Source organism: Bradyrhizobium niftali (assembly GCF_004571025.1).
GTDB classification, from domain to species: Bacteria; Pseudomonadota; Alphaproteobacteria; order Rhizobiales; family Xanthobacteraceae; genus Bradyrhizobium; species Bradyrhizobium niftali.
In genome coordinates, this window is the sequence record NZ_SPQT01000045.1 from 1 (window position 1) to 20,574 (window position 20,574).

The 20,574-nt window shown below is 59.5% G+C and carries 10 protein-coding genes and 2 pseudogenes; 6 read left to right on the forward strand and 6 right to left on the reverse strand.

Translation table 11 applies throughout. The features are described from left to right. The 3 genes and pseudogenes from E4K65_RS42705 to E4K65_RS42720 form a co-directional block, all read left to right on the forward strand. Positions 1-154 (forward strand): DUF736 domain-containing protein (locus tag E4K65_RS42705; RefSeq protein ID WP_135178911.1); only part of this gene is annotated, 154 nt, incomplete at its 5' end. A 165-nt stretch (positions 155-319) separates the two neighbouring features. Beyond that, positions 320-487, forward strand: a pseudogene (locus E4K65_RS42710) (DUF736 domain-containing protein); the annotation flags it as partial. A gap of 953 nt (positions 488-1,440) precedes the next feature. Beyond that, positions 1,441-2,505, forward strand: coding sequence for an IS110 family RNA-guided transposase (locus tag E4K65_RS42720; protein ID WP_135179209.1), 1,065 nt, complete (start codon positions 1,441-1,443; stop codon positions 2,503-2,505). A 911-nt stretch (positions 2,506-3,416) separates the two neighbouring features. On the opposite strand, the gene E4K65_RS42725 is transcribed toward E4K65_RS42720, so the two are convergent. Then, the gene (locus E4K65_RS42725; RefSeq protein ID WP_135179210.1) at positions 3,417-4,973 is read right to left on the reverse strand and encodes an IS630 family transposase; all 1,557 of its coding nucleotides are present in this window, start codon (positions 4,971-4,973) and stop codon (positions 3,417-3,419) included. A 960-nt stretch (positions 4,974-5,933) separates the two neighbouring features. Between E4K65_RS42725 and E4K65_RS42730 the strand changes: the two genes are divergently transcribed. After that, complete coding sequence (locus E4K65_RS42730; protein ID WP_135179211.1) at positions 5,934-6,185, forward strand: helix-turn-helix domain-containing protein; 252 nt, start codon at positions 5,934-5,936, stop codon at positions 6,183-6,185. Between the two features lie 1,038 nt (positions 6,186-7,223). Beyond that, complete coding sequence (locus E4K65_RS42735; RefSeq protein ID WP_135179212.1) at positions 7,224-8,486, forward strand: GNAT family N-acetyltransferase; 1,263 nt, start codon at positions 7,224-7,226, stop codon at positions 8,484-8,486. A gap of 382 nt (positions 8,487-8,868) precedes the next feature. On the opposite strand, the pseudogene E4K65_RS42740 reads toward E4K65_RS42735, so the two are convergent. The 5 genes and pseudogenes from E4K65_RS42740 to E4K65_RS42760 form a co-directional block, all read right to left on the reverse strand. Beyond that, a pseudogene (locus E4K65_RS42740) lies at positions 8,869-9,503 on the reverse strand (tyrosine-type recombinase/integrase). Between the two features lie 203 nt (positions 9,504-9,706). Next, positions 9,707-13,102: an adenylate/guanylate cyclase domain-containing protein gene (locus tag E4K65_RS42745; RefSeq protein ID WP_135179213.1), complete on the reverse strand. Its 3,396-nt coding sequence runs from the start codon at positions 13,100-13,102 to the stop codon at positions 9,707-9,709. 346 nt (positions 13,103-13,448) lie between these two features. Beyond that, positions 13,449-14,192: a Crp/Fnr family transcriptional regulator gene (locus E4K65_RS42750; protein ID WP_135179214.1), complete on the reverse strand. Its 744-nt coding sequence runs from the start codon at positions 14,190-14,192 to the stop codon at positions 13,449-13,451. A gap of 571 nt (positions 14,193-14,763) precedes the next feature. Beyond that, on the reverse strand, positions 14,764-15,003 hold the full coding sequence (locus tag E4K65_RS47935; RefSeq protein ID WP_167771605.1) for a hypothetical protein: 240 nt from the start codon (positions 15,001-15,003) through the stop codon (positions 14,764-14,766). A gap of 703 nt (positions 15,004-15,706) precedes the next feature. After that, positions 15,707-16,384, reverse strand: a complete 678-nt coding sequence (locus tag E4K65_RS42760) for a Crp/Fnr family transcriptional regulator (protein WP_135179226.1) — start codon at positions 16,382-16,384, stop codon at positions 15,707-15,709. Positions 16,385-17,894: 1,510 nt separating this feature from the next. On the opposite strand from E4K65_RS42760, the gene E4K65_RS42765 reads away from it, so the two are divergent. Beyond that, positions 17,895-19,205: a GGDEF domain-containing protein gene (locus E4K65_RS42765; RefSeq protein ID WP_209312145.1), complete on the forward strand. Its 1,311-nt coding sequence runs from the start codon at positions 17,895-17,897 to the stop codon at positions 19,203-19,205. Positions 19,206-20,574: the final 1,369 nt, after the last annotated feature.

The following is a 20,574-nucleotide window of genomic DNA, read 5'->3' on the forward strand; positions in this document are numbered from 1 at the left end:
AGGCGTCGAGATCGGTGCCGCCTGGCGCCGGACCTCGAAGGACAACCGCACCTACCACTCGGTCAAGCTCGACGATCCGTCCTTCACCGCGCCGATCTACGCCAACCTCTTCGAAGGCGACGATGGCGAGTGCGCGCTGATCTGGTCGCGCTGACCAACACCGCGGCGTCTCGCAAACACGCGGGGCGCCGCGGACAGCGGCCCCGTTATTATGCGGAGCGACACAGCGGCAAAAGCCCTGGAAAACCGGGCTGCCAGCCAACGACTCCGCATAATCCCGCGCTACGCATAATCCGCCTTATGCGGTGCACCGCATAAGACCGAATTCGGCGCCGCCTGGAAGAAGACCGTCCGCGACAGCGACCGCGAATATCTCTCGGTCAAGCTCGACGAACCCAGCTTCCCCGCTCCGATCTACGCCTCGCTGGTCAAGGTCGAAGGCGAGGAGGGTTTCAGCCTGATCTGGTCGCGCCGCAGCGGCGACTGATCGCCCGAGCCATCGGCCCCGCCTCCTCGGAGGCGGGGCTTTTGCGTTTCTTGCGCCGCTTTGGAAGGAAGCAGATGAGCATTTTGAGTTCAGAAGATGGGCTTCGACGCTGGCTGAAACGCGGTCGATAGGATGGGTTTCCGGGGTGCGTTTTTGGGCTCGTTTCTCGAAAATTCGCGTCGCATCGGGCTGCAATTTTCGATCTCCTGACGTGCGAATTTCATCGGTTCTCACGAGCGGCAGCGACGTGTCCACGCCTGCTCTCAGGGCACGAACTGCCTTCAGTTTGTTGAGCGAAAGGCCTCTACTTCACGTCGCTCCGATTGAGCTTCGGTGGATGACGTTGGCAATGTGAGCAAGGCCAGACCAATCAGGCCAAGCGGCTTTCTACGCCGGACTCCTTAGCAGCGCTGCTAGCACTAGTGCTTATTGGCGGGCGTGCACTTGGATGAAGGCGGGCTCGCCAGTCGATTTCCACCCCATTGGCTTCGATCAAGTCATGCTGCCGTCCTAGGTAATGATGCGATATTCCATGCATCCCGGCGTGCGCCGCATACCTATTCCGCACCATGTCATCGCCTCAACGTGCATCGCTCAGAACGCCTGGACAGCGCGGTTGGGCGTGTTGCTGGATAGCTTGTGAGGCCGCGTAGACGCGCTCTTCACGCTTGGAAAGATGCGCCGCGATGGCGCCCGCCTGCGTTGCTGCAGCGGAATTATGCCGTCGATGAGCGCGCAAGAGTGCACGGCGCACCGGGATTCTTGCACGTGGCTGACGCCTCACGGCGTCGATGCAAAGACCTTGTCACAGCAGCGAGAGGAAGCGACAATGGGTCAGATGAAGCGCACAAGACGACCGACGAGATACCGGTGCACGGAGGTAAGACGGCCGTGGCCGAATCCGGAGCCTGGTGCAACGACTTGGAAGGTCGTTGCCACAAGGGAGAGCTCCGATGAAACTGTACGTTGGATTGGACGTCGGCCTTGAAGAAACCAGCGTTTGCATCGTGGATAGCGAGGGTCTCACGATCCGCGAAGTGAAGGTCAACACTGAGCCAGAGGCGATCCGCTCCGCGTTGGAGGACTACGCGGATCGCCTCGATAGGGTGGGGGTCGAGGCGTCATCGCTGGGTATCTGGCTGTATCGCGAACTACAGGCAGCCGGGCTTCCAATCATTGTCGTGGAAGCACGCCATATGCGCGTTTCGCTATCGACGATGCGCAACAAAACTGACCGAAACGATGCGCGCGGCATCGCGCAGATGATGCGGTTGGGCTGGTACCGCGCCGTCCATGTCAAGAACATCGACATGCAAAAGATGCGTACATTGCTGACCAACCGGAAGCTGCTCAAACGCAAATTGGTCGACCTCGAGAACCATGTTCGGGGCGCACTGCGGGCCTATGGATTGCTCGTCGGAGCGGTCGCTCGAGGTGCCTTTGAGGCCCGTGTCCGCGAGCTGATTGAGCACTGCGACCCGATTTTTGTGATGTCCATCCAGGTCATGCTGGACGTGCGCCGGGCCCTCCTCGAGGGCTATGATCGGCTACATCGCGTGCTCCTGCAGGTCGTCCAGCATGATCCAGTTTGCCGACGTCTGATGACAGTTCCAGGCGTCGGCCCGGTCGTTGCCTTGTCATTCAAAGTTGGCGTTGATGACCCTCATCGCTTTACCCGATCACGCACAGTGGGCGCCCATTTTGGGCTGACGCCAAAGCGTCACCAGTCAGGTACGTCGATCGATTTTGAAGGTCATATCAGCAAACAGGGCGATATCTCGGTGCGGGAGGCGCTATGCGAAGCAGCTGCAAGTCTGCTGCTACGGGTCAGGAAATGGTCGGCGCTGCGAGCTTGGGGCCTGCGGATCGCTAGGCGGTCGAGCATGCTGTGTGCGATTGCCGCGGTCGCACGGAAGCTCGCATGCATTCTGCACCGGATGTGGGTCAGCGAGACCGATTTCCACGTCGGATTCGGCGCTAAGATCACGCAGCGGCTGCGTCTAAAGCCAGCCCAGTAGCCGCTGCACAGACGAGCAGAGAAGGCGCTGGGGGTACGCCAGCATGCTGAGGAGGAGCGAAATTAGAGATCCGCGCGCGCGGTGAGCGTCCCCCTGGCGGGGCCGCGAAACGGGGAATGTCCGCTATCTCTTGCCTGCTGCCGCCCTTCGGGGACGAGAGCGCAAAACTGCTTGGACAGCCCTGTTTACGAACCTGATGAAGAGCATGCGACGGCCTCAGTGCTGAACGCGAAGGAACGCATGGACCCCGCCTGGTGAATGCGACCGCAAGCGCGGTGTGGTGACGTTTGTGCGTTGTCGATGCAGGGAGTCCGTCATGGTTAAAGTGCGACGAGAAGAAAAGCGTAGGAATGAGTTGACTTTGAACGCCCGATTAGGAAGGCAAGATAAAAGCACTGGCGCTACGGAGCGCCCAAGCCGTTGTCTGCACATCCAAGATTTTAGCGCTAGCGGTAAGTATGGTGTCGCTACAAATTGCCAAACGCCTTGTCTCGCTGAAGAATGATGTCTGCATCGGATCGCGGCATGTTCTAAGCGTTGCGAGTGCATCGGAAGGGGCGTCAAGACCTTGCCGAGAGATTTTCATGCTGCTTGCAGGCATCGCCGCCGGTTCAAAAGCAGGCCATGGTTTCCTGTCGAACGCGTTGATGGCCAGAAACCCAAGTTGCTCCGCCCGTCCGTCCGTTTGGCCGAGGAGAAGTCGCACGGCGTCGTTGTGGCGCGTTGATGCGCAGGATGAATCTCCCGAGCCTTAGACACGGTGGGCGCATGCATCGCGGAAGGCCAAGACTGAGGCGCACGCTAAGGTCCAATCGCGGTCATGTCGTCGGTACTGAGACTGCCTCCGTTTCACCGGGGTGGAACTTTCGTAAATTGCGGTTGCGCCTTGGCCAAGGGAGCACCGCCACCGTTTATCCAAACCGAGGGTCTTTGCAGTTGTTTGAAGGTGAGAACTCGGCTGGCTCCCGTTCCTTGCCCCAGAGGTTGCCGCCCGCGCGCCGTGGCGTGCCCTTGAAGTGAGCATTGCGTTCGCAGAAGTATCGGTCGATAGCCGCTTTAGCCTCGTCAATTGATCCATAGTTGCTGTTGTGAATGATGGCCCGAGCCAAGCCGCTGAAGATCGACTCGATCACATTTAGAAACTGCGCGCGGGCTGGAAGCGGTGCCGTGTGAATCTGTGGACCGTTGCTCCCAATAGTAGCGTTATGGGCATCGATATGTTCGAACAGCCTTTTAGAGACGTGCCAGGAGGCCGCGTCCCAAGAAAGATAAAGCTTGGTGTGATCGCGGTACTCGGCGACGAGTGCCGCCAGCATACGGATCATTTCTTCGGTGTTCTTCTTCCGGCTGTAGAAATGGGTGACCTGGTTGGTTGACAACTCAATGGCGGCGGTGACGATGATTGAGCCCTTCGATTGCTGCCATTGCGCTACAAAATGTTGTTCGCCGGGACCGATCAGCATGCGTCCATGTTGCGCCTTGACCGCAAAGGGTCCGAATTCGTCGATCGAAAAGAAGGCTTCCCCGCCCTTGAGGTCGGCGAGAATGGAACGGATGCGTTGGAGCTTCTGCGAGAAGTCGGGATCGTTGGAGGTCAGAACGATGCGCGCTTTGCGCCACCGGTAGCCGGCACCTTTCACGATCGCGCGGATTACATCTTCGCAAGCTGGCTTCCCTTTCTCGCGCAGCGCACGCACCAGATCGGCCATTTTCCAGGTTGTACGGTTGATGCCGAAATTGGCTGGCGGCTGGTGCAGGATACTGAACAGAGCCTCTTTGACTTGCTCGCTGTCGAACTTGCGATGGGGGTTAATGCGAGGCGCGAACAGCCGTTCGGCCCGACCTTCCTCGAACAGACGGACCGAACGTGCGTAGCTTGACCGGCTCTGCTTGAGAATGCGGCAAGCCACGCTTGTCCGCAGCCCGCTGTGTGACGCGACTACTGCTAGCGCGCGACGCCGCTCAGCGGGGCGGCCGTTTTCGAGCTTCTCGACTAGGATCGTGAGATCGGGATGACTTTCAAGAGAAGCCGGTAGATCTTGTTGACTTAGCGGCTTGCGCAACTGCCCGAGCAGACCCAAAAACCTGTCTGGGTCGGGAGTGCCTTTCAATTGGTTATGGCGGGCCAAGACCGCCGTGATGGTTGATGCCGCGGGCACTCCGGCGCAGCCCACTGATCGAAGATGGAATGCTATTTTTCGCCCACCCCAGGTTGGGTGGTCGGCGCGCACGGTTAGAACGGCCGCTTCGGTATGGCCCGGACAGCGATGGGGCGTGTGGTGCGGACGGTGTGACTGGCTCTCCAGGCCTCTCGCGCCGGCTATCCGATATCGGGCCAGCGTTCGATAGCCTGTCTGCCGGCTGATATTGAAGCTGCGACAGATGCTCTGAATGTTGGCATTCGGGGCGAGCGCCAGTTGCACGAATTCGCTACGAGCCTCGAGAAGCGTATTTGACTTCCAGGGCATGTTTTGTGCCTCTCTGCTCTGAACCAAGGGGCGGGCGGATCGGCAGGACACCTCGTCAGACGAGCACGCCACGGATGAACAGGATCGCGACCGTCTCGGCCTTGCGCTGCTGCCTGACTCGCCGCCGCTACTCCGGCCGCCTCCGATGCTCCCCAACGAGGAGTAGGAAGGCGGCGTATACGACGATCGTGCTGTGGCGGCGGCCACAGCGACCACGGCATGCAGCGCGGCTCGCTTCAGTGCTCGCTGAGCGATCGCCTCCTCCTAGTGGTGTGCATTTAGCCATGTGGCCGATTAGACCGGGGACTATCGCCGCTCTCAGGCGCCAGCACGAAGCGGCTTCATCCCCCGGCTATGGCTCTGCTTCCACCATTCTCAGGCATTTGGTTGATGACCTAATCCGACCTTTGCCTAATGACCTCGTGCAGAAGAGCTACGGAACGCTCAAGCCGTTCTAACAGCGACCCCAAATCCGCCGCGCTAATCCCCTCCAACCTCAGATTTTCGACTGAGAATGACTGGGCAATGAGTTGGTCTATTGGCTCGGCTTTAGACGTCAGGTCCGCGGCCCCGCTAAGGGTAGATCGAATGTATCCGTCCGGCGTAATCGTTGTCGCAAGCGTTAGATTGGCCACGATCGCCGTCTCAGCCATCGCCGCAGGAAACTCCACGTTGCAAAGAATGCTTCCCGTTGCGCGAATGCGGTAGCCCGCGCGGTAAGTCGAGGGGCCCAAGGGGCCCACCTCGCCGGACTCCCAAAACGCTTCCACCCCATCAGTGGTTGGACACTCGGGGGGCGAACGGTCATGGTGGAACGCAGTGTCGCAGGTGACCAAGCTTCTATCCCTCGGAACGTGCATTTCGATAACGCTATCGATGTAGACGATAGTCAACATTTGCGGCTAAAAATGGGACTCAGAGTCCGTGGATCGATAGTCTGCTGCGACGTTCTTTGGGCCGATGACGGCCGGGAAGAACGATTTAGGAATAGTTGGGGTGGTGGCCGACAATGTCAGGGCGCTTAGGAAGGCGGCTAAGCTCTCGCAGGAGGAGTTAGCCCATGAGGCGGGGGTGGATCGGACCTACATTAGTCAGGTCGAACGCCGCCAAAGAAACGTGACAATTGTGGTCTTAGCGAAAATCGCAACAGCACTGAACGTGACACCGGACAAGCTGCTGATCGTACCCTCATCTCGGCGAAGAGGTCCTTAATTCAGCAAAAAATTGAGTTGCTCGGGACACATGACCGCTCCCGCACAGCCCGTCAGGCTCATAGCCTGAAGGTCATAAGTTCAAATCTTATCCCCGCAACCAAGCTAAACGATAAAAGCCCGCCTTTGGCGGGCTTTTTCACGTTTTGCAGGCGCTTCCCGTAAGTTACCATTTGTTGCGATAAAAGTCTTTTATTATCATGAAGTTAGGCTGAATTTAGTCGATCGATTGGTCTGCGTTACAATTTTCTACATGGCACATGAAAATCTGTTGCCATCCGCAATGAGCAGCGCAGCTCGAGCGCGCCAATTCCTTTCGGGTGCTGTACGATTGTAGGCGGTGGTCCGATTCCACCGGGGCGCGCATTCGTCACGCTTTCCGTGCAGACGAGTTTGTCACCTCTCGTTTCATTCGCCTCTGATCCTCCAATGATCAAACGCGAATAGACAAGCCGTTTCTCGTAGACGTTCGCTGTGATAAGTGCATTCGCACGCCAAACACACAGCCAATGCGCGCCTTAGCAGGATGACCCTTTAGGCGCTGGGTTTTTCCGCACGCCATAATAGTGGTAACCAAGTAACCGCCGCGCTCGACTGCATTCTCGGCAGCAGCAGTGCCAATCATCCAATACGTGGCAATGGCCGCCAATAGCGGCACGTTCATGGACCATTGCCGAGGATGCAAGCCATGGTCGAAATACGTCCCTGCGTTACCCGTCGCTTGCAAGTATAGATTGCGGGCATCGATCTTGAAATGCAAAAATGTTCCGCTATTGACTCTTCGGCGAAGTGACGGCGTCGCTCCACGAGGTCCGCTTATTGAAGCATGGCGGACAAGATCTGCTCAGGTTGAGTCCTTCGCATTTTGACCGTTGCGGACCCGGGGCGTTCTGTCGCGCCATCTCGGCAGGAACCCTTTATCATCCTGATCGTCAAGCCGGCTGACACGGAATCATCGAGGCTATAAGCCAGTAACGAATTCAATGTTCAGAATGGTGGCGTGGCCGCTGGCAGGCTGCGCCGACGGAACCGCAAGGCGATGTCGGATCCGCAAGGCAACGTCTCGGCCGTTGAGGTTGATATCTACACTGAGCTTCGCACGGCGGAGCGCTGGTGGACCGAATTCGAGCGACACGCCGAATGCACCGTATTTCAGAGATTTGCGTGGCTTGCGGCGTGGCACAATCACATCGGTCGGCATCAAGGCACGACGCCGGTGATCGTGCGGGGGCGCGATCCCAATGGCGAGGTCCAGTTCATTGTACCGCTGGCGATCGAAAGGCGTGGCGCGACAGGATGGCTCACCTGGCTCGGAGCTGAGCTGTGCGATTATAACGCGCCGCTCCTGGGTCGAAATTTCGCGAACGGCCTTCGGACGCAAGACTTCCGCTGGCTATGGCGAGCGATGATCGGCCTCATCCGGGCAAATCCAGATCTTCGATTTGATATGATCGATCTCGACCGAATGCCGGAGCGGATCGGCTCACAAAGAAATCCGTTCCTCGACCTTGCGGTCCTCCCGCGGACATATGGCGCTCACTCCGCGACGCTTGGACTCGACTGGAACGAATTCTTCTTGTCCAAGCGGTCTTCCGCGACGCGCAAACGCGAGCGGCGGCAGTTCAAGCATCTCGCCGAGCATGGCGAGATCCGTTTCGTCCAGGTCACACGATCCGACGAGATCGAGCGCTCGATAAACCTGTTGATTGAGCAGAAGCGGCGCTTCTTTGCCCGCATGCAGGTCGAGGACATCTTCGACAGGCCCGGCTATCTCGCCTTCTTCCACGACGTCACGACCGATCCGAGATTAAGGGACGTCGTTCACGTCAGCAGGCTGGACGTGGGTGACAGCAAGATCGCGACCGGTCTCGGGCTGCGGCACAAGAACTGCTACTCCCTCATCCTGTCGAGTTATGAGGATTCCGAGCTCGCGCGCTACGGGCCAGGACGCGCGCACCTTCAGCATTTGCTGCGCTACGCGATCGAACACGGTTTTGAATTCTTCGACTTGTCGATAGGTGACGCGCCGTACAAGCTCGACTGGTGCGACATTGAGATGAAGCTGTTCGGCTATTACGAAGCGACGACACTCAATGGCCGGACCATTGTCGCGGTTAAGATGGCAATCGATCACGCCAAACTATTAATCACGCGCATGCCGCCCCCCGTGAGGCGTCTCGCCAAGAGGGTGCTCGTTAAAATATTGACTGGTTGCCGGCGCGCGCCAAGAGCCGCCTGTCGCAACGTATGTCTGAATCTGGCCCGCAGGCGAAGATGGAGGCGACGATCAGCACGACCGTAGCCGGGGCCAGACCGGACATCACGCGCTCGCGGCCAAATCGACGTTTCTGACCCATTGCGGTCACTGGCAGGTTGGATCGGGGGTGCAGGCCCCTTTCTGACGCGAACTTTTTATTAGTGATCCCCTTACGAATTGGCGCTGGCCTAATTTAATTTAGGAAATGAGCGATGAAAGAAAAATTAAGGACCTGCTATACCCACGCTGGATGGAAATCGTTGGACGCGTCGTCGTCACCATTCTCGGCGTATTGGCGTTGGTCAGTCAGATTTTGCCGCTGGTACCTTTACTGCACCATTGAAGGAGCGACGCCGCCCTTGTCCGCCAGTGGCCCGAAGCAGCGGAGGCAGGACGGGCAGAGCAACATCCGCTCTGCCCGGGCACTTCAGACATCGACCTGTTCCGCTATAGCCAAGGCGACATCTACCTCAATTCCGAGATACCGGACGGTGCTTTCTATCTTGGTATGACCGAGCAGGAGTTGGACGGCTCTCAAGTTGCCTGTCCGCCGATAGATCAGGGTTGCCTTGGTTCGACGGAGTGAATGCGTTCCGAACAGGTGAGGGTCCAATCCTATACCGGCCAGCCAGTCCGATAGCAGGCGTGCATACTGCCGTGTCGTCAGGCTGCGGTCCGGCCCTCTGCGGCCGGTGAACAGACGCTCTCCTGGCTTCTTGCCGGTTGTCCTTAGATAGTCATCGATGGCCTCGCGGGTCGCCTCGGTAAGTTTGAATTTGACCGGCCGGCCGGTCTTCTTCTGGCGGACGCTCGCTCTATCGGCTGCATAGCCGCTTGGTGCAATGTCATCGACTTTGAGGGCGACTACGTCGCATCCACGAAGTTTGCTGTCGATAGCGATGTTGAACAACGCTAGATCGCGAGTCCGGCCTTCGACCTGGAGCTTTGTCCGGATGGACCAGACGTGCTTAGGTCGGAGTGACGGCTTCGCGCCAACATCTTGCCCTGGTTCCACGGGACGCGCTTGGAGAAGTTCTCACTAGTGCTTGGGACATCGGTCATGATGACCTCCTCAGTTGATGAGGATGGTCATTCTCAGGCGGGAAACCTCCTATACCTACACGTCGGCTTCCGGACAATTGGAGGCGAACTTAGCGCCATTTCGATCGATGGGACGGGCGCAAGTGACCCGACTCGCACCTTCGGGGCTTCGACATGTTCACATCGTTGTGGTGTCAATGGGCCGATGCCGCGCCCAGGGCGATTTACTCGTCGAGGCCGTGATCGCCCAACTCGCTCAGCAGCGCTTGGGCCTCCTGGAGGTCGAGGGTACCGAAGCCTTCGGTGAACCAGCCGCAGATTCCTCTGAGGAGATCCCGCGCATCGCGTCGCTCGCCGCGCTCGGCCCACAGCCGGGCGAGCGAAGTCGCGGCGCGGAGCTCAAGGGACCTGGCCTGCTGACTGCGCGCGATCGCGATCGCTGTTCGAAAGCAATTCTCACAGGCCGAAACGTTTGCGGGATTGCAGCGGAGTAGCAACTCGCCCCTAAGGCGATGCAGCTCGGCCTCGTAGAAGCGTTCCGCCCGTTCCTGGACGATGCCGAGTGCCTGGTCGAGAACCGTGAGCCCCTCCTCGATGCGGTTCGCTTTGTTACATGCTTCGGCAATTAGGGCGAGGAAACACGGCTGCCAGAGTCCAGCGCCTGTCGCTCGGAGATCGGCCAGCCCCTGCCGCATTTGCGCGATACAATCGTCAGGCTTCTGTCCGCTCTCGCTCAGCGCCCAACCATGCAAGATCGCGCCCATCGGCCTCCAGAGAGGATAGCCGTGCTCGCTACAGAGCCGGATGGCTGCCTGCGCCATTTCTTCTGTGCTGGGCACTTCGCGGCGGAACTGACGGAGCCACGCGGCCCAGACCAAGGCCAAAGCGCGGCTGTGAGGATGCGAGAGTTCGTCAGCCAAAGCGAGCGCTCTCTGGCTTCTGTCGAGGGCATGGTCGTTAAAGCCCAGAAACCACCAGGCGAGAGCTGCATAAGAAAGACACACGACGCCAGGATCAATGCCATAGGTATAGGCATGCGATCGCAGCAGCTTCGCATCGTAAAGTGCTGTCCCTGCCTCCAGTTTGGCGCGGGCGAGCGCCACCTCTCCAAGCCAGAGCAAGGGCACCCCAAGGGCGCGGTTGGCCTCCACGAGGAGGGACTGATCGCCCAGGCTCTGCCCCAGCTCGGTGAGGTGCTCCCCAACCTCCCGCGCCGCAATCAAATCGCCGCGGACGTGATAAATCCTGTATAGGCCGTGCAGCACCGGGAAAAGCTGGGGTGTGAGATCGATGTCGCTACACAAGGCCCTTGCCCGAACGTACGCCTGCTCCACCTCTGGCGCGGCATAGCCCTTGGTCGCCATCAGCGCCGACCCGAGCGCCAATTGCAGTTGCAACTCGCGTTGCGCGCGTTCGGTGGTGTCTGGAGAAGCCTCGAGCAGCTCCAATCCGCGGGCCAAATGACTGATCGCCTCAAGGTAAGCTGAGCGTTCCAGGGCTCGTGCGCCCGCCCTCTGGAGGTAAACGACGGCCTGCTCTTTCAGCCCAGCCTCCGCATAGTGATGGCCGAGCAGCTCGGGCTCGGTCTCCGCAGATTCTGGAAAATGCTCTTCCAGAACGGTGGCAATCCTCGCATGAAGCTGCTGGCGACGGCTCCGGAGCAAGCTGCGATAGGCCACCTCGTGCACGAGCGCGTGCTTGAAGCGGTAGGTCGCGTTCGGCGGTGTGCCACGGCAGAACACGAGTTCCGAGGCGCACAATCCCTTCAGTGCATCCTGCAGTGTGGCCTCACTCAGCGGGGCGGTCATGGAGACCAAGTCGTAGGAGAACTCCCGACCGATGCAGGCGGCGATTTGCGCCACTTGCTTGACGGGAGCGAACCGGTCGAGGCGTGCCATGAGGCTGTCGTGCAGCGTGGCCGGGATCGCGAGCGGAGGCAGGGGACCGCTGAGAATGTAGCGGTCGCTTTCCTCAGCCAGCATCCCGGACTCAAGGATCGCCTTCGTCAGCTCCTCAACGAACAGCGGTACACCATCGGTCCGCGCCAAGACCTGCGCGAGCACTTCTGCGGGCAGGGCCTTGCCGCCCGTGAGCTGATCGACCATGGATGCGCCTTGGCGGCGCCCGAGGCGGCTGAGGGTCAGTAACGTGAGATGTGCGTGCCCAGTCCAGCGCGGGGAAAACTCGGGACGGCAGGTAATGAGCACGAGGATGGGCAGGGTCTGCACGCGCTCGATCGCCGACTCCAGCCATTCGAGCGTGGTTGGATCAGCCCAATGCACGTCCTCATATACGGCCAGCACTGGGCGGTGCGCGGCCAGTCCCGTCACTTGATCCTCAAGCGCCTCGAAGGTGCGCCGCTTCTGCTGCTCTGGGCTCAACTCGAGCGGCGGATAGCGATCGGCGATCGGAATCGACAACAGCGCGGCAAGCAGCGGCACGGCTGCAGCGACGTCCGGCGTCGCCGCGGCGATGAGCGCCTCCAACTTATCGAGTTTCTCCAGCGGGCCGTCATCCCGGGCAAAGCCGGCGGCACGTTCGAGCAGATCGATCACGGGATAGAGCGGACTGGTCTGGTGGAACGGCGAACAGAAGTGACTTAACGGCGTGTAGGTGTCCCTGGCTAGGCTCTCGCGCAGCGCACGAACAAGGCGCGACTTGCCGATGCCGGGCTCGCCCGACAACAGAACGACCTGTCCCTCGCCATCACGGACCCGGGCCCACCGGTCGAGCAGCAGCGCCAACTCCTGCTCACGACCGACGAGCGGCACTAGACCCGTCCCGTGCAGAGCCTCAAAGCGATCCTCCGCAGCGCTTTGGCCGAGGAGGAAGATGCGCAGTGGCTCGCCAAAGCCAGCCAGCTGTCGCTCGCCGAGGTCTTCAACCTGGAACAGTCTGCCGAGGAGCCGGCAGGTGCGTTCGGCAATCACGACCTGTCCAGGTTGGGCCAGCGCCTGCAATCGAGCGGCCAAATTCGGGGTCTCGCCGATCACGTCGCGCTCCTGAGCCTCCCCCGAGCCGACTAAATCACCGACAACGACGAGACCGGTCGCGATGCCGACGCGCGCGGCCAATGGTTGGCCGTCCGGAGATGCGAGCTCAGCTACGGATTGAGTGACGGCGAGGCCCGCCCGGGCGGCCCGCTCCGCATCGTCCTCGTGCGCTTTGGGCCAACCAAAATAGGCCAGGACCCCGTCACCCATAAACTTGGCGACATGCCCCTCGTAACACGCAATCTCGCCTGCGACCGTGTCCTGATAGCCGCGAATAATCTTGCGCATCTCCTCAGGATCGAGCCGCGACACCAGCGCAGTCGAGCCGACCAGGTCGGCGAACATCACCGTGACCTGGCGCCGCTCGGCCTCAGAAGGTGGCAGGGCTGTCCCGGGGACCGCGGGGGGCGGTGAGGTCGTGGGAGGGGTGGTCGCCGGAACTGAGCCGACGCGCAGAGCAGTAATCGCCGCGAGCAACTTGCGGCGATGGCCGATCGAGGTGACGCCGAGCTCCGTCAGGTCGTCGGCCGTTAGGTCGGCGAGCACGTCGGCATCGATGTCGTTCTCGCGGAACGCCTGCGCGTACTGTCCCAGCCCTAAACCACTCAGCCAGACCGCGATGTCCATGGGCTCCTCCCGGACTCACCGTTCTCAGAGCGCTAGGTGCTCCAGCCTACCTCAGAATGGCGTGCGGCGGACGCGGTGAAATGCCACGAGCTGACTGCGGCGGACGGGGCAGCTTCTGGCCGGAAGCCGAAGAGCCGTCAGGCCATGGCAACGTCGGCTATTGAAGCCAGACCGGCCGATGAGAAGGCTCGAGCTGAACCGCTGCTTTTGACCCACTAGCGACATTAGGTGGGAGGTCCCTGTCAAGGCATGGGGCGGCGGCCTGATCGGCCCGAAGGATCCGCTATCCGGCACCGTCTTCGCCGACTTCCCGGCCGCGCCGAAGCGGCTACATCGCCCGTTTCATTTACTGCGTCGGCAGAACCAAAACGCGAGATTGGGTTGCATTCATAGAGAAGATCCCCTCGATTTCGAGACGCATGGTGTCGCGGCATTCGCACGCCAGCGCTGCGAGCCGCGAAGGGTCGATCTCGATTTCGCCTCGCCGTTCAGATATGATCGCTCCGGAAGCGCGCAGATTCCGCATCAGGAGCGTCACCGTCGTTCGTCGCACACCCAGTATTTGCGAAAGCGCCTCCTGGGTGAGCGGGAGGACGTCGTGGTCGACGCGGTCGCGAAGATGGAGCAGCCAGCGCGCCAAGCGGGCTTGGACCGGATGCAGCGCATTGCAGGCCCCGCCGATTTGTAGCTGTATCAGCATCGCCTTGAAGTGAATCTGGACTGCGTGACGGATCGCGGGGCTCCGGCTAAAAGCGGCGTGGAATCGCGATGCGGGGATCCGCGAGGCGGTGCCCGCGGCACGAACGATGGCGGTAACGGCCGCAGGAGACGGCCCGAGCACGGAAAGAGTGCCTACTGCTCCCTCGCGCCCTATTGCGGCGCTGGCGACCGTCTGCCCATTCGCCATGTCGATCATCACAGAAATGGCGCCACTATGAGGGAAGAGGACGTGCTCGGTCTGGTCACCCGCCCGCGAGACGACCGCGTCCCGATCGAGCGCGACCATCTCTAGGTCGGGTGCCAGCAGATCGAGATCCGCCGCCGGTAGTGCTGCCAAAAGTCGGTTACCAATCCCGCTGGGAAGCGTCACTGTAGCCCGCCGCGAACCATCCGCCGCATCGCATTTCGAGCGGCATAGGGCGGCAACCTCGAACTTTGTTTGAATCCGCCTACGCTTCGCGCCCCGAAATCCAATTCAGCTGCGGAAGCTCTCAATGTCAAAAATTGAACTCCAAACACACTCGCAAACACACGCGATCGCCAGGCGAATTTTTGTCTCGCAGGATCATTGAGCACTTAGATTCCAGCGCTACGGGGCACAATTGCAAAATGCGTATGGGTAACATCATAGGGAGTTCCAATTTCCGGGGCACGGCAAACGCCGCGGCGTGAGCGCGAACTATGCCCCGGACCGCGATCGTCGCGTTCTGCACGATGATGTGCACAAGCTACTGCAAGCTGGCGTCTTGGAATTCCGCCAGCACGCCCCGCCGAGACAGACGATGCGCGGCATTCTCCACGCATGCCGACGAGGTGGTCGTTTGGTCCGAAAGCGGCACCTTTTTTGGACCTCGCGCTATGTCCGCATTGCGTTCGTGATGCGCAGCAAAGTGGACACTCGCGGTCCATTTGATCTCCGCCTTCCCTTGACGAACTACAGATCAATCCGTCAGCAGATCATAGTCCCGGCGCAAAACAGTTTGGACGTGAACCGCGGCGCGCGCGGCGGTATTGGCATCTGCCTCGCCCGCTACGATCACACAGAGCGACCAGTTATTTTCAGCGTGCTTTGCAACGCGATTGATCGCTATTTCCATGACGTTATGACAGCCGGGCTGCTTTCTCACTTCTAACAACGCTCGACGCTGCAATTCCTGGATTGAAACGCGGATCTTGGGCATAGGGCTCGCTCGGAAATCTTACTGGTTGGGGGCCGCGCCCTATATTTAACAGAACGAGCGCAATTCGGGTTCCACTTGCGAGAGGCACGAACCTTCGATCGCAAGCTTGGCACCCGATATTCTGCTGCAGCTGACACTCGCGATGTCAGCTCATCGGGGTAAAGTGGACTTCGCAACAGAGCGCGCCCAAGTCCGAAAATGACCCAGAGCTGACTTGCTCAGGTGTGTTTCTGGAGCGAGTGGAATTCGCACTGTCTGAGATTACATACGCAGCAGCGCGAACTCGCGAGCGCGTCAAGGCGGAGAACTGCGTTTCACTTCTCTTTCTCTTCCGATTGCTCCCGCTCTAGCTCTCCGATCAGCTTCCCAATCCGCTGCGTGGTCGCGGGATCGTTCGCGCCTCGTAACAAGCGCTTGGATTGTTCCAAGCGAACGGCGATTTGCTCTTGGCGAGCGAGTTGATCTGACATCATTTGTTTGCCTCTGCAGAGTCAGACGATTGGCGAGGCTAATGGTTCAAATCTATTTGGTGCCCGGTGCACACGGGGGCTCCGTCCAGCGCCATCCGCTGAGGGACACACGCGCCTCAGCAGTTGAGCGCGCTGTCAGGCTGGTGGACTCTCGTAAAAATCCCGCTCCGGATGGCTGTTGGAGATCTGAGGCGAGCTTCCGCCCGGCTCCCCGTACCTAGATGGTGATCGACTTATGGGTCGCGTTGGATCTCGGGTTTGTCGTACAAAACGGCGTTCAGCAGCGAGCTATTGACCTCGATCTTTCCGTTGTAGTTGATCAAGCCGAGCTTGCGAAACTTGTTCATAAAGAAACTGACGCGGGATCGGGTCGTTCCGATCATCTCGGCCAATGTTTCCTGGCTGATGTTGGGGCTGATCAGTTGAGGGCTCCCCTCCTTCCCGAAATTCGCCAGTAGGAGAAGCAGGCGCGCCAGCCGCTTTTCACTGGAGTTGAAGAGCTGGTCGATCAAATCCTCTTCGATCCGACTGTTTCGGGTTAGCAGGTAGCTCATGAACAATTCGGAGAACTTAGGCTGGTTGCGCAGCGCTGCCAGCATGGCGATTTTCGTGATGGCCGTGATCATGCAAGACTCTATCGCCGTCGTTGTCGCAATCCGCAGCGAGTGACCGTTCATGCAGCCTTCGCCAAAGAATTGGCCTGGCTCCAAAATACCGACAACAGCTTCCTTGCCTTGCTCAGATATGACGACAACCTTCACCCGCCCCTTCTGGATGTAGAAGATCGTGTTCGCCTCGTCACCCTGCGAGAAAATGACGTCGCCCTTGCCGAACTCAAGGATTGTCTTTCCCTTGCCCACGTTGGCGAGAAAGTCCCTCGGGTCAAACGGTGTATTGGTCCTGCCGGCCATGCCGATTTTAGTCCTCATCCACGTCCACTTCGGCCTGCCGCCTAAAGGCGGCGCCAATAAACCCCGGACGGAAAGGCCCTTCGCCACGTTCATTCGGAGCGCCATTTCGCGCCTCGGCGAAGCGAGCGTCGGGACTAGGCCGATCTCCGCCATCGGCAACTAAATCACGGCTTTGAACTTACCAGTCGTTTTGCATTCCGAACACTCGAAGATGCGGACTTCGTGACCAGGCTGGTCGGGTTCAATGCAAACGAGCCGCATAGGCTTGCCGCACCTCAAGCACGGATGAATTCCGAAATCGGCGCTATTGTACAGTGGGTTTGGCTGGATAGATGACATCTGCGTTCCCCGAGTTAGGCATTACCGATCTCTCCATCGCCGATAACTGCCTGTCGGCGGCGATGGACCCAGTCTGGCTCAACTCATGCCGGCGCGGTTGGTCAATATTGACCAAAAACCCCGAATTTGGTTCGAGAGGTGTCTTTCCGGCCGACACTGTACGTTAGCGGGAAGATCCAGGAGGATCCGGCCGCGCTCTATTTATCGAAACGGAAGTGGCACAAGCTCACCAGGGCAGTGAGACGACGGTATGGCAGGCACTGCAGCGGAATATCCTCACTGCCGGATGGCAGCCGATGCTCCGAAGATCCGTCAAATGCTGCATGGGCATGCGGCATCGGTCGCATATCATCAGACACGGTTCTTCCGGCAACTCCACGGCAGCGGCCACCGAAGCTAAGAGCCAGAGTTACGGACATCCGGCTGAGCAATTTTGACCACATTGCAAACTAAAGCGCGGAGAACCCTCGGATACTGGAAGCTGATCGACAGCATGCCCCCTCGGTTTCAACTGATCTCAGGCCCATGACGGGATCCCATTTCCGAATCCCGTAACTCTGTTAAGTTGTGAACACAGGGGTGGGCAGATGGCCGAAAAGGAGCAGCAGCTGCGATCGCAACTGGACCTGACGCGATGCAAACCTGGAGCGGTGAGCTGCCTTAAGGTGAGCAATTTTGCTCAACTCCACGATAGGACGATGCAATTCGTGCCGCACCGGGGTTTTGCAACTCCGCCCGGGGCTGGGAAGCCGCTGCCCGCGACACAGATTAAGCGAGCGGCGTTTTTTCCATGAGGTAAGGCCGCCTCAGTTCACGGCCTCTTTAAATTTTTCCGAAGTTCGCCTGCTGGCCCTTCGCGGCGGTTTGGGCGGCGCCCGGCCATTTCCGAAGTTGCGGGTAGACCGGACCTGACTGGCTACCGCCGACACCGGCGCTGCCTGCCTGGTTGAGGGCAATTGCCCTAATTTGAATCTAGCGGCGACCTAGTTCGCTAACGACACGTTAGATTCCTTGGGCATGTGAGCAATACTGACCAGCGCCGAACGCAGCGGAGGTTCCACAGTGGTTCCATCACCGCCCAGCATGGCAACTACCGGTGACTGAGAGTTCTGTCACGCTCCCGCCTGAGTCGAGGCGACGCACCGTGACCCATTGGAGATAGCATATGCACATGAGCACCAATATTGAAGTGCAGGAGCCGCCTACCGCGCTCCGGCTGGTGACGCAGGCTTATGCGAGCCTCCTCCTCATTGCCTTCGCCTTGATGCCCGCCCAGTTGATTGCCTATCTGTATTTCTACCAGGCCCCCACGCTAAAATTCGAAGATCACCTGTTCCACGAAATCGCGATCGCCGTCGCCACCCTCGAAGGGTTGTTCGTCACTTATGTGGCCTGGCGTTGCTACAAGTCTTCAGGCGAACCCCTGTTACGTTGGTTGACGGTGGGTTTTCTCGGCTTCGTGCAGATCTACGCGCTGCATGGCGCTTTCACCGGGATGGCTCACCACAATATTTGGCTGTTTCTGCTCTATGGACCGGCATCGCGACTTGCGATGTCGATCCTGCTCTTGGTTGGGCTGCTCTCCTACAACCGGCCGCCAGACGACGTCGAGAAGCGCTCGAATGCGCGAGCGTGGCTGATGTGGATTGCCCTCTTCCTGACGGTGGATCTGATTGTCGCCTGGGTCGCCTATTCCGCCTATGCGGGTCACCCGGCGGTACGCTTGTCACTGGAGGGCGGCGCGCTGTTCTTCTGCGCGCTAAATGTCGTGGTTATGCTATCGCGCCGGATTCGTTCGCCGCTCATGGTGATTTTTGGCGTCTCGGTAACGTGGTTCGGCTTATCGTCGCTCGCGTTCATTCTGGGGCAACCGTGGAATCATATGTGGTGGCTCGCCCACGCGATTTTTGCCGGCGGGTTCTTCCTGCTGAGCTATGGAGTCGTTCAGGCTTTTCGAACGACTCGCTCATTCTCGACCATCTATAGCCAGGAAGAAATGATGACCCGCCTGGCCCAAGCAATGGCCGGCACCCAGAGTGCGCTGGAAGAGGTGCAGCGGAGCAATCAAAAGCTGGAGCGCCTTTCCACCACCGACCCGCTGACCGGTGCTGGAAATCGCCGCCAGTTCATCGAACACATCGAAACCGAGATCGCGCGGGCCAAACGAAGCGGCGCTCCATTGTCCTTATTGTCGCTCGACCTCGATCATTTCAAGGGAATCAATGACTCACGCGGTCATCTTGTTGGCGATGAGGTCTTGTGCGGATTCGTGCGAAAATGCCTTGAGTCGATCCGCCCGTTTGACGCCGTTGCACGGGTAGGCGGTGAAGAATTCATGGTGTTATTGCCCGGCGCGACGCTCGAAGCGGCTTGCGCGGTTGGCGAGCGTCTTCGCTCGGCCATCCAAAGCAGCGCGTTCGATGTCGGAAACCGGCCGTCGATCGACGTCACCATCAGTTGGACGCGATGGAGACACCCTTGACGAATTTTTGAGAGTCGCAGACAGGCGGCTCTATCGCGCAAAACATGAGGGGCGCAATTGTGTGATTGCCGCATAGGCCGTCGTTCGTTCGAGCGTCCTGACGGCTTCTTCCCGCTTTGTGCGCATTGCCCCTTCATCCGAAGTTGATCCATAGCGCGCGAGCGGTATTCGCTGTGGACCGGCGACGTTGGCCTAGCCGTCTACCTTTGGGACTGCCTCACAGGTGAGCCTCGTTTCGCGACGGTGGATGTGTTCTGATGACCTTTGCTCCGGTCTTCTCTGTGCGTTTCTATATCCCGGAGCTGAACCCATCGGGCCGCACATTAAGCCAAGTCTGTGGTGTCGGCCGTTGGCCCTTCGCGACGGTTTGGGCGGCGCCCGGTCATGTCCGAAGTTGAGGGTAGACCGGACCTGACTGGCTACCGCCGACACCCGGCGCTGCCTGCCTGGTTGAGGGCAATTGCCCTAATTTGAATCTAGCGGCGACTTAATTCACTAACGACGCGTCAAATTCCTTGGGCATGTGAGCAATACTGACCAGCGCCGAACGCAGCGGAGGTTCCACAGTGGTTCCATCACCGCCCACCACGGCAACTACCGGTGACTGAGAGTTCTGTAACGCTCCCGCCTGACCAAGGCGTGCAACATGCTCCATCATCCCCGAACGCTATGTCCAACGTGTCGAACAGAAGCGGTGCTGGCTCGGATTACGTCCGGCCACTTTGGCTTCGATATCCGGACATTTGAGTGCCCCGCGTGCAAGGACGTCCACCAGCTTGTGGCCGATCTGGCCGATCCGATGGAATCCCCTCGAACTACCGGCTGGCTTCGCGGTCAATTGCAAGCGCCGACGTAGCAGCTGCACCTTATCCCGTTGGGGTTTCGTATGAGGGCCTTGAATACACGGGCACGGTGCCAATCTCGCGTCCGCTAATTATGGCGATGCGACGCTCAGGATCATCTTCGGGCTTATCAAGTGAAACGCCGATGGCCAGCGTCGCCGCCCTGGTGATTGCAGCAATATCGTCGTCGCAAACAAAGCCCGATGAATCAAAAAGCCCGTGGCCATCCTCAACATCAAAAGCCTCATCCCTTGGCAGCCTCTTTCATACCGGACCTGCCATGTCGCTTAATGGCCTATCAGCGTGGCGCGCCTCGTCGAGGTCCGCTTATTGGGGCACGGCGAGGCTGGCCCGTGGTCAACGATGACGCCTTTGCGCGCGGGGCAGGCCGACCGCTGCAGTGATCAAGGGCCATCGAATCCGCGCGGCCACGCCCGAGGCCTCATCGCAGCCGCTCGAAATTCGGCCGGATCTCGGCGCCGCGCTGGCCGCATTTGGTATAAACAAATTTCGGCTCGATGTCGCTC